The sequence below is a fragment of the Aliterella sp. E5.1 genome, from assembly GCF_057473825.1.
The window spans coordinates 39,732-55,510 of sequence record NZ_JBYCCV010000009.1 but is presented as its reverse complement, the minus strand read 5'-3'; the positions used below and the strand labels follow the sequence as shown (position 1 = coordinate 55,510).

The window sequence follows — 15,779 nt, the reverse complement described above, 5'->3', positions numbered from 1 at the left end:
GTAATAAATTTAATTGTGTTACAAGTTCTTAGATTTCAAAACCTTGATAACCTTATATGTTTAATTAGCTTGGCACGGCAACTAAATTTTAGATGGCTTCCTAATTATACTTGTTAGGGGTAAAACTACATTTTGATTTTAATCAACTTCAAATCCAAGTATTATACAAAAAACATTTTAATAAAATAGATGTCGTTATTTCTATTAAATATTTCAGATGAAGAATGGGTTTATACCGATAATCCCAAGGGTGGCTTGGAAATTTAGTTAGGTTCGGTATAAACCAAAGCCTAAATCCAAGTTATGAAATTGGCTTTAAGACTTTTTTGTAAACTACTTTTCCAGTAATGTCGTGAATGCTGGCACTAAAACTCGCAGTTCGAGCATCAATATCAATAGAGCCAAAAAACTGATTATTGGGTGGTGGTAAGTTGGCAACGCTAGGAAATACACTAAATTCATACTTAGCACCAAAACTAGGATCTAGCGGTAAGTCCCCTGATGGACCAAAGGCACCCGCATGAATAGGTCCAATTACAAATTCCCAAAAAGGATCGAAATCTTGAAATGTAGCGCGGCTGGGTTCGTAGGAAATAGCGGCGGGAAAATGTACATCTGCCGTAATCCAAACCACATTTTTAATCTTTTGGTCTTTGATAAATTTGAGCAACTCCGCAAGTTGAGCTTCTCTACCTAATACGCGGCTATCATTTTGACTCCAAGCATCGTAATCTCCCGCGCCGCCCGTAACAATTGACAAAGGATCGTCGGAAGCAATTACCTTCCAAGTTGCCCGCGAAGCTTTTAATTTTTGCTTGACCCACTTTAACTGCTCTTGACCGAGCATTTCTAAGCTTGGCTCAGTATTTTTGTCATTATCGCCGCGAAACGATCGCTCATCTAGTAAAAATAGCTCCAAGTGTTTGCCGTAGTTGTAGTTGCGGAAAATTTCTGCACCGCGAATCGGGTTGTATTCAAAAAATGCTTGTCTGGCGCGTTGGGCTAGAGTGCTGGCAGCGATGCCATTGTAGGGCGATGCGGTTAGAATTTCGTTGGGATACCAGTTATTGGTTACTTCGTGATCGTCCCACTGCACGTAAATAGGAGTTTCGGCAAGGAAACGGGCAAATTTTTCATCGCCTAAGTTGTATTTCCAGTTTTCTCGAAATTCATCTAAGGTTATGGCTACAAAGTCTTTGGTTGGTTCGTTTACCCAAGTTCCACCGCCTACACTAGCGGGAATTTCTTTAGTAGGAGGAATAGCATTATCAGCGTAAATCATATCGCCAGAGAACAAAGCAAAATCTGGGCGCAGCTTCCGCATCACGTCAAAAATGACGTATCCGCCTTTAATTTGTTCGCCATCAAAGGCAGTAATTTCTAAATTGGGATTGCGCCCCCAACCTTGTCCTGCCATATCCGCCGCCCACACAAAGCGAACAGGACGCGCTTGAAAGCTTGCTGGTGCGGTACGAAAGCGACCAACTAAGCCTTGGAGCGAGTTATTGAAGTGGGTTCTTCTCCCTTGAACAAAGCGAACCCCGTAGTAATAAGTTGTACTTGGGCGCAAGCCAGCTAATTCGACAGTGCCAGTGTAATCAGTTTCAGCGCTGATTTTTGTACCTACGGCACTAGCAACTCGCCCTCGGAAGTTAGGAGATTGGGAATAATCTACAACTAAACGAGCATCGCGATCGCCCCGCCCCCAAATTATGGCGCTATTGGCTGTCACATCTCCAGATTGAATACTAATGTTGCCAGTAGTTGCTTGGGCAGATTGGGGAAGCAACAATTTGTGGGTCAAAATAACACCAGTGCTGGTAGCGCTGAATGCTAAAAATGAACGCCTTGTCAATTTACGGGACATAAACAAAAAGTTTGATAAGTTTTGCAGTTAGTTTAAAGTCTGTTTGTAAACTCCTGATAAAGCCTTGGTTAACAAGTAAAGCAGCAACAGTTTTATTAGCTAATTAATTTCTGCACATTGTTTTTGTGCTTTTTGAATTTTCTGCTGTACGCGCTCTGGTATACCTAGTTGAACATCAGTATAAAGCCGCTCAAATTCTTGCTGGTAATGCGCTGCAACAGTGGGACTATGGATGACTAATAGAGCTTCATCATTGCTACTATTAGCTGCTTCCGACCAGTTGTGAGAGCCAGTAATTACCGCACTTTTGTCTATTACTGCAAACTTATGATGCAATAAGTCGCCTTTGAGCAATTGGGGTACGCCTACAGTCGTAATAGGATTAAGCCAAGGATGATTATTTGCTTCGTATTTACACTTATTGCTGAGGCTAACTCCCATCATGTCTAAGGCTTCGCTGTAAGGGCGATAGATGAAATCTGGGTCGATTACGGCGCGAATTTGGACATTATGGCGGCTTTGTTGCTCTAAAGTATTCGCAATAGTTTGATCGGAAAATACAAATAAGGCTAAATCTACCGATTGGTTAGAGGTACTGATAGTTTTAGCAATTAAGCCGTTAGTGCTTTGACTCCATGGTTTTGTTGGGGACATAGGCGAAAACTGCACGTCAATCTTTGTATTACCTACTTGGACTTGCTGGGCGGGACGAAAAGGCTTTTTTAAACCAAAAGAGCGATCGCTTTTTTCACCCCCCATGAAGTTAAATTCTTGAGTAAATAAGGCGGCTAATTGGGGGCTATCAATTTGTACTAAGTTATTGGCATTGCCTGTACTGTAAGGGTTTGTGATGTCCCCGTGGATATCGCTACTGGTAAAATTAGCTGAAGTTACAATTATTATGCGATCGTCCACAACGATAAATTTGTGGTGCATCAAATCGCTACCTTTGGAACCATCTGCCGTATCATCAACTACAGGTACTTTGGCACTCCTAATAATTGAGACGGCATCCCCTTGTTGGATTTCTTCAATACTTAGTTGACCGTCATGATTTAGGTCACTTAGTTGACGTAATTCGTCGTATTTCGCTGCGTCTCTGGCTGATTTTCCTCTCTCTAACTCGCTCAAAGAGTGATTGTAAGTATTTTCCAAAATTACCCGAACTTTTACCCCAGCTTTTTGTCTTTCTACTAGCGCTTGAGCAATTTTAGGCAACCGCAACTCTTGCACTGCTACGTCTACGCTAGATTTACTTGCAGAAATTGCCTCGATAATGTGCTGTTCTAAATTGTCGCCATTTCTTTGCTGCTGGCGTAAGGGTTCTTGGTACTGAGAAGACTCGGTATGATTGAAGTACACCTGCACTAAAGAGTCTTGCGGTAATGGACTTCGATGCTGCTGGGAATGTACTCCTTGACACGCAGTAAGCAAGAAGGGAAGAAATATATAACAAAAATGCTGTCTAAAATTCATAGAATTGATTTAGCAGATAAAGTTATACTTCCCAAAAACTCCTCGCACTTGCTAAAACTGTTTATTTTCTTAGCAGCGCTTTACAGTGGATAAAGAAAAAAGAAATACGATTCCTTCCTAGCAAATGAATTGATTGATAACTCATGCAAATTTATCTAGACTACAGCGCTACCACACCACCACGCACTGAAGCGATCGCAGCGATGCAACAGATGGGTACTTCTTTGTGGGGAAATCCTTCTAGCTTGCATGAGTGGGGAGGACGGGCGGCAACGGTATTAGAACAAGCTAGGATGCAAGTAGCTGCTTTACTAAATGCGCCTAATTCCGAATCAATTATCTTTACGTCCGGCGGTACAGAAGCGGATAATTTGGCAATTATGGGTGTTGCTCGTAACTATACTACACCCCAACACTTAATTATTTCTAGCGTAGAACATTCCGCTATTACTGAACCAGCCAAACTGTTGCAACAGTGGGGTTGGGATGTAACTTATTTGCCTGTAGATGCTACAGGGCGAGTCAATCCTTTAGACTTACAAGCAGCTTTGCAACCAAATACTGTATTAGTTTCGGTTATTTACGGACAAAGCGAAGTCGGGACAATTCAACCGATTGAAACTTTAGGCAATATTGCGCGAAATCATGGCGCTTTATTTCATACTGATGCCGTACAAGTAGCGGGACGGTTGCCTCTAGACGTACAAAAACTGCCCGTAGACTTACTTTCCCTTTCTAGCCATAAACTGTATGGTTCTCAAGGTGCGGGGGCGCTGTACGTCCGTCCAGGGGTGAATCTATTGCCTTTATTGTGTGGTGGCGGACAAGAATTGAAGTTGCGATCGGGAACTCAGCCATTACCTGCGATCGCATCTTTTGGCATCGCTTCCCAGTTAGCAGCGCAAGAAATGCCTATAGAAACCGCGCGTTTGATTGCTTTAAGGGAACAGTTGTTTGATGTTTTGGCAGATACGCCTAGTTTAATTCCTACAGGTGATCGCTGTTCTCGCTTGCCCCATCATGTTAGTTTTTATTTGGCTACTGCCGACGGCGAAAAGATTACAGGCAAAACTATCGTTCGCCAGCTAAATTTGGCAGGAATCGCTATTAGTGCGGGGGCGGCTTGTCATAGTGGTAAACTTTCCCCAAGTCCCGTACTTTTGGCAATGGGGTTTTCGGAAACAGTTGCTAGATCCGGTATTCGCCTAACTTTGGGACGCGAAACTACTTCCGCCGATATCGATTGGACTGCAATGGTACTTAAACAAGTATTACAACGCTTGAACCCAGTAAAATTTGCTGTAAGTTATTAATTTAAAAAATGTCAGAACTACCTAAAACTCTTAACGAAGCCATCGATCAAGCTCGCATTGCTACCCAAGCCGCCATTACAGACGGTAACAATCGGCTGCAAGTAGAGATTTTGTTACCCGAACTCAATCCTATGCCTGTGGCGGAGCGCTTTTTGAGTACAGAGGAGGGCAATACTCATAACTTTAACAAAGTATTTTTTCCCGATGCTGGAGCGGCAGCTTTGGCGCGTCGGGACTGGGGTGATGTCCCTTTTGAGCTATTAGATATTAGTACCAAAAGAGTGTCGGTGGAGGAGCAAATTCAGCCCGAAGATGAGGCGATTTTATGTATTGCGCCTACAGCCCAGGAAGTTTTACAAATAGAAAAGTTGTGTAATGCTTTAGGCGAACATCGCCCAGTTGTATTGCTCAATCCTCGACTTGAAGATGTGTCAATAGTAGGGATTGGGTACGCGGGAAGGCAATTGCGCGATCGCTTTTTGAAAAATATTCAATCGTGCTACTACTTACGCCCTTTAGAGGAAGGAACTTTATTTCGTTGCTACCCCGGATTGTGGCAAGTTTGGCGCGAAACAACTAATGGCTACGAGCTAATTAAGGAATTGCCCAATAAACCCGTAGGCGACGATCTCGACCTAATTTTCGCGGGAGAAACTGCTACTTCAACCGAGGATGCGCCAAAGCCTAAAAAGTTGAGTATTTTTGCTGGTATGCAGAGGTTTATGAAAGCTCTAAGCCGTTAGTTTTGGTGTTAAAGGGTATTTTTCATAATCTTCTGACTAGACATTAGCCTTAGTAGAAAGCTAACTGAAACGGAACGTTAGTAATACCAAAGACTGCAAGAAATCTTTGCTACAAAAATATTCAAGTGCAAAAGCGGTTTCTCTACTAACCGTTGAGGGAGTCTAAAGTCAGTAACAACGGCTCATCAACATTACTTTAATTGGCTGTCAATCAAAATATTTGCGGCTGTTGTCAAACCAATTCTAAATTCATTGTGTCCATACAGCCGTCGTTCTACAAACGCTCCATCAAGCAGCATTAATAAGTGTGCGCCTAGTTCTTTAGGCTTTGCGGCTTTTGCTTGCTCCGCTAATTCGATAAATAGAGCGCGCATCTGATTTTTATGGGTTATAGCTACCTGATGACCGGGATAATCTAATGATGGAAACTCTGTGATGGTAATTAAAAATGGGCAACCATAACAATCTGGTTGTGCTATCAAGTCTTCTAACCACTCAAAGATTACCAATAGTTTTGCTTTCGGGTCATCTGAAGTTTGATTTATCGCTGCCTCAATACATTCCCAAAAGCGTCGGTTTCGGTCTTGTAAATATGCCACTATTAAATCGTCCTTAGACGGAAAGTACCGATACAGTGTAGTTTTCGCCACACCAGATTTAGCAATAATGCTATCGATTCCCGTGACATGAATTCCGTCTTGGTAGAACAACTCGTCTGCAACTTTTAAAATTTGGTCGCGTAATGACTTCTTAGGTGTGTCGCTTACTGCCTTCGATTTCACGCCTTTGTTCATTAATTTTTTGCTTGTACTGCGATCGCTAAGTTCTATTGACATAGTACAGACCTGTCTGTTTTACAACTTCCAAGAGTTCTATAAATTATGAAAATCGGAATTATCGGTAGTGGTAACATGGGTCGTTCGCTCGGTATCTTGTGGGCAGAACAAGGACATGAGGTATTTTTCGGTGGTCGTACTGCTAAAAAAGGGAAAGATGTAGCAGACATTGCTGGACAAAACACCCAAGGAGGAACTAACGATGAAGCGGTTGCGTTTGCCCAAGTGCTGTTATACACCGTGCGAGGGGTAAATCCAGCAGAGGTTTTGACGCAAGTCGAAATGTTGGATGGAAAAATTGTGATTGACTGCAATAACTTTGATATTCCAGAAGGATTTGCTTATCCGCCGATTGTGCAATCTTTAGCAGAAAAACTAGCAGCAGAAGTTCCTAATGCTCGTGTAGTGAAAGCTTTCAACACAATGGCACAGGAAGTTTTTGAACTTGCGCCGACACCGCTCAAAGACTATGGCGTTTCCGTTTTTGTTGCCAGTGACGACGAACAGGCAAGACAAGTTGTAATGACCCTAGCTGAAGAAATTGGATTTGTGCCAGTTAACTGCGGTGGTTTGAGAAACTCCCGCCTAATTGAAGGGGTGGGTAACTTCCTCCGTCTCCTAGCAATTGGTCAAATGCAAAGTCCTTACAATCTCTGTGAAAACGCTTCCAGCAACTCAACAAGAGCGTCTTGGCGGACGGCAGGCTTCTAATCTCAATTAAGCCATCTGGAAAAATCTAATTTTCTATTTCAAGTTAAGTATGTTCCTCACGCAATAAATATTGCAAGTGGACTACAAGTTTACTAAAAGGGAAATAACATAACGAGGAGTTTTAATATGAATTATCATATCCAGGAGACTGACATAAAACTGAATCTCTATGTACAGACCAACTGCTTTTCAAGAAGACAACATTGACAAACTGACTGCTTTTATCAGAGCAAACAGTTTTGCTACTCTAGTATCAATTGCAGATGGTGTGCCTTGTGCTTCACATATCCCTCTGGTTATCGCAGTACAAGGAGATGTCATTAAGTTAATCGGTCATCTTGCAAAGCAAAATTCTCAATGGCAAGCCTTTGAATCGTCTGAGTCACTAGCTATTTTCACGGGAGCGCACGCTTACATTTCTCCTACTTTGTATGAAAAACACGAAAGCGTACCAACGTGGAATTATATTGCTGTTCATGCGTATGGTGTTCCCAAAATCATCATGCTCAATGATTCACCCGAATTAATGAACAAGATGATCGACGCAATGATAGACACCTACGAAACTGACTACAAATCGCATTGGCACGGTTTATCTGATGGATTTCGTGATGGGATGATGAATGGCATTGTTGGATTTGAGATGATTGTTTCTCGTTTAGAAGGTAAGTATAAACTCAGTCAAAACCGAAGCCAAATTGAACAGCAAAATATTTCAAACACACTGCTACAAAGCTCTGATCCGGCTACTCATGCTATTGGTGTAGAGATGAAACAGCACATTGAAGCGAATGAATAATATTGTTGTAGCAATGCTATTTCTTAGAATCTCTACTTTTAACCGTGACGTAGCAAAGATAAACAGTTGAGTTTGAATCTAATTAAATTGCCAACGATGAATTCAACTGCTAGCTATTGGTATGAGGGTTTTTGCCCCCGAAGTGGCGAATTGCTCAAATTACCTCGCACTCCCTTAGTAGAAGCTATTGCTGGCGAATTGACGCAACACCTTGCTAGTGATGAAATCTATTCCCGTGAAGGTAAAATGTATGGCGTACTTTTAGGCGAAACTAAGTCTGGGCAACAGCAAGTAATTAAAGCTTTTTCTGGGCTTTTGCAGGGCAATAGTACGGTGGAAGGCTGGGTTCCACCCATTCCTGGACGCGATCGCATTGCTTTAGAAGAAGCCTGTACTCTAGCTAAATTAGAATCATTGAAGCAAGAAATAATTGCTTTACAACTTCTTCCCATCGCCCAAGAATATGAGCTATTAGCGCAAGAATTTGCAAGAAAGTCACACGAACTTACTTTACTGCACAACCAACGCAAGCAAGATCGTCAACAGCAACGCCAAATGCTCGATTTTGAAGCTTTGGAACAACTAAACGAACAAAGCCGCCAAGATGGGATTGAACGCAAACTGTTTAAACACGAACGAGATGCCGTATTACAGCCACTCAAAGCTCAAATTGAGGCTTCGCAAGTCCAAATCCGCGAATTAAAACAACGGCGCAAAGCCTTATCTCGTCAGCTTCAAACCCAGATGCACGAGAATTTTTGGTTAACTAATTTTGCTGGGGAATCTTTACCGCTAACGGATTTAATGCCCAGAGGTATCCCTACGGGGACAGGGGAATGCTGCGCGCCTAAATTACTCCACTATGCGGCAACTATTGGGCTTAAACCCTTGACAATGGCAGAGTTTTGGTGGGGTTCTTCCTCAACGGATAAAGTACAAGGGCAATTCTACGGTGCTTGTGCGGAGCGCTGTCAGCCTTTAATGGGCTTTTTATTATCGGGTTTGCCGCAACATACTATAGCTGTCAATGATACGCCGCTAACTATTTTGTATGAGGATGAATGGCTAATTGCCGTCAATAAGCCGCCAAAATTGCTATCTGTACCGGGGCGTTACAGCACCTTGCAAGATAGCGTTGCTGGGCGTTTGGGGCTTGCTACGGTGCATCGTTTGGATTATGAAACGTCGGGTATTCTTTTACTAGCACGCGATCGCTTAACTCACCGTCATTTAAGCATCCAGTTTCAACAACGAAAAGTCCGTAAAGTCTACGAAGCAATACTTGCAGGCGTTGTAAACAGTGCGAGTGGCACAATTAATTTACCGCTTTGGGGAGATCCAACAAATCGCCCTTACCAAAAAGTCAATTGGTTGCAAGGTAAACAAAGCACAACTCAATACAAAACTCTATCTACTACTAACAGATATACTCGGATGGAGTTTTTGCCTTTAACTGGGCGCAGTCATCAACTCCGCGTCCATTCTGCGGATAGGCAAGGTTTGGGCACACCAATATTAGGCGATGTATTATATGGTTGCCAAGCTAAAGTAAATCGCTTGCATTTACACGCTAGAGAGCTTTGCTTTGAGCATCCCCAATCAAAAGAGATGATTTGTTTGCAAACTGAAACTCCCTTCTAGTCGGCGATAGATTTAACGGTTTTACTTATGCCAAATACTAATAAAACCCCTAAGACGATCGCACTTGCTACGGCGGTAATCAAGATTGTCTGATTATCTAAATGACGAATTGCGATCGCTATATATGCCCAAATAAATACACAGGTAAAGGCTATATCGGCTCTTTGAATCGCCACAATTGCACCGATTGCTGTAGCTACTACTAACATGATCGCAGTCCAATTAGTTGCATTAATACCCCAACCATTCCAGTTAGAAATATAGAGAGCAGAGGCAATGTTGACAATTGTCGCTACAGAAATCCAGCCTAAATAAACACTAAAAGGTATATGTGCAAGCCATTTGCGATCGCGTAATACTCTAACTTTTCCTACTCCCAACTGCAAGTATGCGCCAATTAAAGCTAAGAGAATTACAAGCATTGCAACGACAGAAAGCCAAAATAAGCTCATCGTAAATAGATATACCCAAACTATTTGAGCCGCGCAAGCAACAATGAGCAAGATATCAGCGCGCTGGATTGTCGGATCTCGGCGCTGCGAGGGACGAAGTTGGTAAATGCCATAAGCAATTAATCCTATATAAATTAAGCCCCAAATCGCAAAAGCATAATTTGCTGGAGTAACCTGCACTCCCTGAAGAATAGTGTTGGAAATTCTGCCAATATTTGCGCCTCTAGGGGGAAAGAAATTCGAGAAGACATTTACAGTTAAAGTAGCCAAAATAGCGAATAGAGTTGCGATCGCAAGCCCCATTCCCGAATTAGATTTTGTTGTAGATGCTTTCATAATCTAAGATTTTGAGCCTTCGCCAAAATAGAAGCCGATAACAGTCCCCACAATCCCTGTTTCTGCAACTAATATCAAAGTTACTATATCTTTCCAATCGTCTGCATTACCGCACTGAAAGATAATTTCGATTACAACTAGGGCAAAACAACAAGAAATCGTACTACCAAAAATAATTACTAAACCTTTGACAATCCATGCTTTTGCTCTTTCTGAAGTGCTACGCGGATCGGCTAATTTGCCTTTTTTGATAGGTTGCTTTGCATCATTGTCAATTGTTGCTATATCTAAATCGCTCTTTTCAACTTGTTCAGACATGAATGTAATTTAACCATAACCAGAAAGCTCTTTTCTTCCTTATTAAGGGGAATCGTTTGCGCGATCGCACATCATAATCCTCATAGTTCGGCTTTCAAATCTCGCAACATTTTACTTGTTCCTTCATCAATCGCTTTAAGTACCAGTTGAGAAATAAGTTGAGTTATAGGTAAATCGGGAAAAACAAGGCTACTAGAGGATTGAACATAGCTATTCTCGCTAAGAATATTAATCGTAAGTTGCCCATCTTTGTAAATCCACACTTCAGGAACACCGATAGCGATGTAAGCATTTAAGGTAGTTTTTGAAGTTACGTCAGCCTCAATCGCTAAATCAGGCGGTGGATAGATAGATAGATTCATATTCGTACATCCTTGGACGCGATTAACATTTTGGATGTAAAAACAAGTATCAGGTTCCACCCCGGCAATTTCTGGACGTTTAAAAGTAGTTGAACCAAAGTCATCCCAATCGCGCCCCTGGGAATCTAAAATTGCTGTAACTATGTAAGCGATAATTCTATGCGGTCTTTCGTGAATTGCTAACGGAGACATAATATCTAAAGTGCCTTGGTAGTAAGCCACACGCGTATTGCGTTTTTCTCCCAAATTAGTCAAGATAGTTTCAAATTCCTGCCAAGACAAGTTATGGATGCTAATGTGGCTACCAGGACTAAGTTCAATAGCTTGGATGGGAATAGTTACGCTCATTGGTTCGCCTTTACAGGTATTATTGGACGCGACTTAAAAATGGTACTTCCACTACTTCGCCTGTCGTTTCGCCTATTTGGACTTTTAAACCCGCACCACCCGCTTTAGTCCGAATATAGCCTAAGCCAGAATATCCGCGATCGCTCTCTACAATACTTGTAAGTTTTCCGACTTTCTCCTCTCCTACCATAATCGCACTACCTACCTCGGCGGGAGCGTTGAGATTGATACCCCACAAAGATTGTTTTACGCCTTTGTAAGTATTTAATCGCGCGATCGTTTCTTGTCCGATATAGCAGCCTTTATCAAAAGATATTGTCTGTAATAAGCCTGCTTCTAAAGGATTGTAATCGTCAGTTAGTTCTTTGTCTGGTACTGGACGACCTTGCTGGATTCTTAGTTGTTCCCAAAGGAAGTCGCCCATTGGTACAGCACCTTCTTCTACCAGCATTTTCCATACATTAGCAGCATTTTCGGCAGGAACGATTAAAGTATATCCAGGAGTTGCAAGCCCACTTCCTACTGCTATCCGTATATCGTTGATTAACTGATGATTGGCTAATGGTTGCCCAATAATTGCGTCTAAACCTAGGTTTGCAAGTATATTATCGCTTTGTGTGCCAATTAAGCTAAATATTGCTGTTTTATCGGTGACATCTATTAATTCCACCTTGTCGGCAAAAAAGATATAGCGATCTAACCATTCGAGCAAATATTTGCAGCGATTGGGTGACGTTATTAGTAGTACCGAATCATCGGTAATATAAGCTGTAGCTAAATCGATTGTCCGCGCGGTAGAAGTCACAAAAACCGTATCGCAACCTTCTCCCGGTTTTAGACGCTCAAAATTGTTGGTACTTTGGTTGTGTAAAAAACGGATGCGATCGCCACCTGTAACTTTAATTAATCCCCAATGAGTGCGATCGCATAAAGCTACCCCATTTTGCACTGCTGCTAGCGCCTCCAAATCGTTACCAAAACTTACGGGGATACTAGAATCAAACGTTGCCCCTGCTGCTGCCTGGATGTCTTGTAAATGTTGAATCATAAGTTTTTGAATGTTTTAAATAGTGGGCAACTCGGCAAATACGCGATCGATTAAATGAGCGGCTTTTTCATCCAATAGTTGCCAATCGACATCGCCTGTTTCATCAATTAAGCTAGTGTCAATTGCCACGATATAATTGGGCGACTCGGCAAGCAAAGAACTATAGTTGTGAAAACAAACTTGATAGCATAGTTCCCAAAGATCGACTTTGACAGTTTCCAATCCTTCATGCTGCAAACATAAATGATAGCCCGGTGTAGGCGATGGCAGTTTCATCAAAGCTTGTTCGATTTGGTCTACTTGTTCGCTTTGCGCCGATTCTAGTTGTTGGACTAAATTAGCCACTTCAGCTTTTGTTTCTTCGGTAGTTCCTGGCTGCCAAATTAGCACATTTTCATAGGTTCCCTTCCAAGCACTGGTATCGAGGTGCTTGCGGATGCAATCGAGAATGCGAATAAAAGCAGGCTGCATGATTAATTCTGCCTGCTGCCATGCGATGTTATCAGCAAATTTCGGCGGCATGAATAATTACTTTTTGGGAGTTGTGGCTACAAGGTCAAAAATGGTGTTGAAATAAATGTGATCGCGCTTTTGCTTCAATGGAAGTTTATTACTGCCGATGGCAATAATAAACCGTATTCCAACCCTTCAACTACGGCTTGATAAGAAGCATTAAGAATATTAGTTGATACACCTACTGTAGTCCAGCGTTGAAAGTCGCTGCGCCATTCTACAAGTACCCGTGTATTGGCGGCGGTTCCGCTATATTCGTCCAAAATACGGACTTTATAATCTGTTAATTCAAAGTTGGCAACCTGGGGATAAAAATTGACTAATGCTTTGCGTAATGCCGCATCTAGCGCTGCAACAGGTCCATTGCCTTCGGCAGCTTCTAAAATATCTTGACCGTTTACAGCTAGTTTTACTGTTGCCAGCGCGCTGCTATTGCAACTATCCACGTCTTGGGATAAATCGCAGTGGACTTGAAAGCCTTTAATCGTAAATAAATGCTGGCGTTTGCCCAAGGCTTCCCGCATTAGCAATTCAAAACTTGCCTCCGCCGCTTCAAATTGATAGCCTTGGCTTTCTAATTCCTTCAAGTGGCGCAATATTTGTTTAGCGGCGGGGTTATTTTTATCTAATTCAATCCCAAAAGTCCGCGCTTTTGCTAAAACGTTACTAAGTCCTGCTTGTTCGGAAATAACTATGCGGCGATTATTACCAATTTTTTCTGGTTCAATATGTTCGTAAGTTAAAGAATTTTTTTCTACCGCCGAGACGTGAATCCCGCCTTTATGAGCAAAAGCTGAACGCCCAACAAAAGCTGCGTGTTCGTTGGGCGCAAGGTTTACAACTTCGCTAATAAATCTACTCGCTTGCGTAAGCTGGGTAAGTTGGTCGTCTGGAAGGCAGTTGTAGCCTAACTTTAATTGCAAATTGGGAATTACTGAGCAGAGATTGGCATTGCCACAACGTTCGCCATAACCATTAATTGTTCCTTGTACCATTGTTGCGCCTTCAAGTACCGCCGCGATCGCATTGGCAACGGCGGTATCGGCATCATTGTGGGTATGTATGCCAATTTGAGTATTTGGCGGCAAAGCAAGCCTGACATCGCGGACAATTTGACTAATTTCGTGGGGTAAAGTACCGCCATTGGTATCGCACAAAGCCACCCACTCCGCCCCCGCAGCAACGGCGGTTAATAAGGTTTTCAGGGCGTAATCTTTATTTTGCTTATAGCCATCAAACCAGTGTTCGGCATCGTAAATTACCCGTCGCCCCGATAATTGCAAATAGGCGATCGTATCGCGGATCATCTCTAGATTTTCTTCTAAGCTAGTTTTTAAACCCTCTGTAACGTGCAAATCCCAAGATTTACCAAAAATAGTTACCCAGCGAGTTCCCGCCGCTAGAATCGCTTGCAGCATCGGATCTTCTGCCGCCGATATATTCGGGCGACGGGTAGAACAAAAAGCTACTATTTCCGCCTGAATTAAAGGTTCTTCTTGAAGCTGCCAGAAAAATTGCACATCTTTAGGATTTGCCCCTGGCCATCCCCCTTCAATAAAAGGTACTCCCAACCCGTCTAGTTGTCTGGCGATGCGGAGTTTGTCTTCTATAGATACAGATATTCCTTCTCTTTGGGTTCCATCCCGTAACGTGGTGTCATAAATCCAAAGCTGTGTTGTCATAAATGCCAATTAGACTAAGGAGAAGCTCAAAAATAAAAGTACAAAATAATATGCCCCAAGTTTTTGCCCAGGGTAAAGTTCTAGTTTGCAGTAGTGGAGACAATCTCCGCCAAGTATTACTCAATAATGATATCAATCTCTACAATGGCAATGCCTCGGTAATCAATTGTCACGGGCTTGGCACTTGTGGTACTTGTGCTGTCATGATGGTAGGAGAAGTTTCTGAAGTAACTTGGCTTGGCAAAACTCGGCGCAGCCTTCCCCCGCATTCTTCATCCAAAAATCTCCGCTTGGCTTGTCAAACTAAGGTTTTAGGGGATGTCAGCGTGACAAAATTTGATGGTTTTTGGGGACAAGGAGAAAAAGTTGTTTGGAAGGCGAAAGATTAGTCGCTAGGCTAGAGATGGGAAAAGGGGCGAATTATTCGGCATAACGATGGATGTTTGGATTATTAGTGATGAAGTAATTTAGTTAAGCGATCGCCCAGGTAATCTCGCACATTACTTAACAATGACGCTAGTCACTACAATAGCAATGCTTGTGTAATTAATTGCCCTGGTAACTTGCACTGTTATTATTGCCCTATGAAGTGCCAACCTATGAAATTTTCCCAGCCTTACCAACCCTTTCTACTCCGAATTTTGCATGGGTTAACAGGTCTATTTCTAGTTGCGGCAATTTTGACAGCTTTCTGGACTTACAACACTTTTGATGGACGTTGGGGCAAAGTTCCCCTTCCCGACTACACCGAAATTGAAAGTTTGCACGGGACTTTTGGACTGTATACCTTGCTCGTTTTTCCCTTGTTTGTTGTATACAGCTTTCATCGGGGACAAAAAAGATTACTCCAACCCGATTTTTTAGCCAAGCTGAATCAGTTTGGCAAACCTATTTGGTGGTACACCTTAAACCGGTTTACAAACACTGTTGTAATTTTGGCACTCACTTTTGCCCTCTTTAGTGGCAAAATGATGGACGAAAAATGGTTGCCCAATGGAGAACTAGATCGCCCTTGGTACTACGCCCACCTAATTTCCTGGATAATTATCGTAGTCTGTATTGCCCTGCATCTCCTCATGAATACCAAAGTTGGAGGGCTGCCATTGCTGCTATCGATGCTAAACTGGCGATTTCGTGCCAAAGATAGCCCCGCCCTGTGGTCTACTCATATTGCTGCGTGGTGGTCTTGGCGATGGAGTACGCAATTAAGGTTAAAATCTATTTCTTTATTCACCGCCTTAGAAATATTTGTGGTGATATGTATTGTGGCTGCGTGGATTGTGCCGCTATTCAAGGAGTTTTAAATTTTTACCAATTAGTAAAAGGAATAAAGA

16 protein-coding genes are annotated in these 15,779 nt (G+C 42.4%); 7 read left to right on the top strand and 9 right to left on the bottom strand.

What is annotated here, in order from left to right; translation table 11 throughout:
• Positions 1–301 precede the first annotated feature (301 nt).
• Complete coding sequence (locus AC2VE5_RS05635; RefSeq protein ID WP_486886795.1) at positions 302–1,867, bottom strand: alkaline phosphatase D family protein; 1,566 nt, start codon at positions 1,865–1,867, stop codon at positions 302–304.
• A gap of 99 nt (positions 1,868–1,966) precedes the next feature.
• A complete protein-coding gene (locus AC2VE5_RS05630) occupies positions 1,967–3,343 on the bottom strand; it encodes a phospholipase D-like domain-containing protein (protein ID WP_486886794.1) in 1,377 nt (458 codons plus the stop codon).
• Positions 3,344–3,486: 143 nt separating this feature from the next.
• Here AC2VE5_RS05630 and AC2VE5_RS05625 point away from each other — a divergent pair, with 143 nt between their 5' ends.
• Both AC2VE5_RS05625 and AC2VE5_RS05620 read left to right on the top strand, forming a co-directional pair.
• Positions 3,487–4,656 carry a cysteine desulfurase family protein gene (locus AC2VE5_RS05625; protein WP_486886793.1) on the top strand — a complete coding sequence of 390 codons (1,170 nt, stop codon included), beginning with the start codon at positions 3,487–3,489 and terminating at the stop codon, positions 4,654–4,656.
• An 8-nt stretch (positions 4,657–4,664) separates the two neighbouring features.
• A complete protein-coding gene (locus tag AC2VE5_RS05620; RefSeq protein ID WP_486886792.1) occupies positions 4,665–5,399 on the top strand; it encodes a DUF1995 family protein in 735 nt (244 codons plus the stop codon).
• 191 nt (positions 5,400–5,590) lie between these two features.
• On the opposite strand, the gene AC2VE5_RS05615 is transcribed toward AC2VE5_RS05620, so the two are convergent.
• A complete protein-coding gene (locus AC2VE5_RS05615) occupies positions 5,591–6,235 on the bottom strand; it encodes a TetR/AcrR family transcriptional regulator (RefSeq protein ID WP_486886791.1) in 645 nt (214 codons plus the stop codon).
• A gap of 45 nt (positions 6,236–6,280) precedes the next feature.
• On the opposite strand from AC2VE5_RS05615, the gene AC2VE5_RS05610 reads away from it, so the two are divergent.
• The 3 genes from AC2VE5_RS05610 (at position 6,281) to AC2VE5_RS05600 (ending at position 9,386) form a co-directional block, all read left to right on the top strand.
• On the top strand, positions 6,281–6,946 hold the full coding sequence (locus AC2VE5_RS05610) for an NADPH-dependent F420 reductase (protein WP_486886790.1): 666 nt from the start codon (positions 6,281–6,283) through the stop codon (positions 6,944–6,946).
• A 169-nt stretch (positions 6,947–7,115) separates the two neighbouring features.
• A complete protein-coding gene (locus AC2VE5_RS05605; RefSeq protein WP_486886789.1) occupies positions 7,116–7,745 on the top strand; it encodes an FMN-binding negative transcriptional regulator in 630 nt (209 codons plus the stop codon).
• Positions 7,746–7,841: 96 nt separating this feature from the next.
• The gene (locus tag AC2VE5_RS05600) at positions 7,842–9,386 is read left to right on the top strand and encodes an RluA family pseudouridine synthase (protein WP_486886788.1); all 1,545 of its coding nucleotides are present in this window, start codon (positions 7,842–7,844) and stop codon (positions 9,384–9,386) included.
• Here AC2VE5_RS05600 and AC2VE5_RS05595 read toward each other — a convergent pair.
• From AC2VE5_RS05595 to cimA, 6 genes are all read right to left on the bottom strand, one after another.
• Positions 9,383–10,174 carry a tryptophan-rich sensory protein gene (locus AC2VE5_RS05595; protein ID WP_486886787.1) on the bottom strand — a complete coding sequence of 264 codons (792 nt, stop codon included), beginning with the start codon at positions 10,172–10,174 and terminating at the stop codon, positions 9,383–9,385. The two genes, AC2VE5_RS05600 and AC2VE5_RS05595, sit on opposite strands and share 4 nt — an antisense overlap.
• Positions 10,175–10,177: 3 nt before the next feature.
• Positions 10,178–10,492 (bottom strand): hypothetical protein, encoded by a 315-nt coding sequence (locus AC2VE5_RS05590; RefSeq protein ID WP_486886786.1) that lies wholly within the window; start codon positions 10,490–10,492, stop codon positions 10,178–10,180.
• A gap of 80 nt (positions 10,493–10,572) precedes the next feature.
• A complete protein-coding gene (locus AC2VE5_RS05585; protein WP_486886785.1) occupies positions 10,573–11,202 on the bottom strand; it encodes a Uma2 family endonuclease in 630 nt (209 codons plus the stop codon).
• A gap of 19 nt (positions 11,203–11,221) precedes the next feature.
• Positions 11,222–12,250 carry a CAF17-like 4Fe-4S cluster assembly/insertion protein YgfZ gene (gene ygfZ, locus AC2VE5_RS05580; RefSeq protein ID WP_486886784.1) on the bottom strand — a complete coding sequence of 343 codons (1,029 nt, stop codon included), beginning with the start codon at positions 12,248–12,250 and terminating at the stop codon, positions 11,222–11,224.
• A 15-nt stretch (positions 12,251–12,265) separates the two neighbouring features.
• The gene (locus AC2VE5_RS05575; protein ID WP_486886783.1) at positions 12,266–12,772 is read right to left on the bottom strand and encodes a hypothetical protein; all 507 of its coding nucleotides are present in this window, start codon (positions 12,770–12,772) and stop codon (positions 12,266–12,268) included.
• Positions 12,773–12,846: 74 nt separating this feature from the next.
• A complete protein-coding gene (cimA, locus tag AC2VE5_RS05570) occupies positions 12,847–14,445 on the bottom strand; it encodes a citramalate synthase (RefSeq protein ID WP_486886782.1) in 1,599 nt (532 codons plus the stop codon).
• Between the two features lie 50 nt (positions 14,446–14,495).
• On the opposite strand from cimA, the gene AC2VE5_RS05565 reads away from it, so the two are divergent.
• Positions 14,496–14,834, top strand: a complete 339-nt coding sequence (locus AC2VE5_RS05565) for a 2Fe-2S iron-sulfur cluster-binding protein (protein WP_486886781.1) — start codon at positions 14,496–14,498, stop codon at positions 14,832–14,834.
• 210 nt (positions 14,835–15,044) lie between these two features.
• The gene (locus tag AC2VE5_RS05560) at positions 15,045–15,749 is read left to right on the top strand and encodes a cytochrome b/b6 domain-containing protein (RefSeq protein WP_486886780.1); all 705 of its coding nucleotides are present in this window, start codon (positions 15,045–15,047) and stop codon (positions 15,747–15,749) included.
• Positions 15,750–15,779 lie beyond the last annotated feature (30 nt).

What these genes read in the sequence shown, in the direction of transcription:
- AC2VE5_RS05635 (WP_486886795.1), bottom strand. Translation starts at nt 1,867, where the DNA reads ATGTCCCGTAAATTGACAAGGCGTTCATTTTTAGCATTCAGCGCTACC.
- AC2VE5_RS05630 (WP_486886794.1), bottom strand. Translation starts at nt 3,343, where the DNA reads ATGAATTTTAGACAGCATTTTTGTTATATATTTCTTCCCTTCTTGCTT.
- AC2VE5_RS05625 (WP_486886793.1), top strand. Translation starts at nt 3,487, where the DNA reads ATGCAAATTTATCTAGACTACAGCGCTACCACACCACCACGCACTGAA.
- AC2VE5_RS05620 (WP_486886792.1), top strand. Translation starts at nt 4,665, where the DNA reads ATGTCAGAACTACCTAAAACTCTTAACGAAGCCATCGATCAAGCTCGC.
- AC2VE5_RS05615 (WP_486886791.1), bottom strand. Translation starts at nt 6,235, where the DNA reads ATGTCAATAGAACTTAGCGATCGCAGTACAAGCAAAAAATTAATGAAC.
- AC2VE5_RS05610 (WP_486886790.1), top strand. Translation starts at nt 6,281, where the DNA reads ATGAAAATCGGAATTATCGGTAGTGGTAACATGGGTCGTTCGCTCGGT.
- AC2VE5_RS05605 (WP_486886789.1), top strand. Translation starts at nt 7,116, where the DNA reads ATGTACAGACCAACTGCTTTTCAAGAAGACAACATTGACAAACTGACT.
- AC2VE5_RS05600 (WP_486886788.1), top strand. Translation starts at nt 7,842, where the DNA reads ATGAATTCAACTGCTAGCTATTGGTATGAGGGTTTTTGCCCCCGAAGT.
- AC2VE5_RS05595 (WP_486886787.1), bottom strand. Translation starts at nt 10,174, where the DNA reads ATGAAAGCATCTACAACAAAATCTAATTCGGGAATGGGGCTTGCGATC.
- AC2VE5_RS05590 (WP_486886786.1), bottom strand. Translation starts at nt 10,492, where the DNA reads ATGTCTGAACAAGTTGAAAAGAGCGATTTAGATATAGCAACAATTGAC.
- AC2VE5_RS05585 (WP_486886785.1), bottom strand. Translation starts at nt 11,202, where the DNA reads ATGAGCGTAACTATTCCCATCCAAGCTATTGAACTTAGTCCTGGTAGC.
- ygfZ (WP_486886784.1), bottom strand. Translation starts at nt 12,250, where the DNA reads ATGATTCAACATTTACAAGACATCCAGGCAGCAGCAGGGGCAACGTTT.
- AC2VE5_RS05575 (WP_486886783.1), bottom strand. Translation starts at nt 12,772, where the DNA reads ATGCCGCCGAAATTTGCTGATAACATCGCATGGCAGCAGGCAGAATTA.
- cimA (WP_486886782.1), bottom strand. Translation starts at nt 14,445, where the DNA reads ATGACAACACAGCTTTGGATTTATGACACCACGTTACGGGATGGAACC.
- AC2VE5_RS05565 (WP_486886781.1), top strand. Translation starts at nt 14,496, where the DNA reads ATGCCCCAAGTTTTTGCCCAGGGTAAAGTTCTAGTTTGCAGTAGTGGA.
- AC2VE5_RS05560 (WP_486886780.1), top strand. Translation starts at nt 15,045, where the DNA reads ATGAAATTTTCCCAGCCTTACCAACCCTTTCTACTCCGAATTTTGCAT.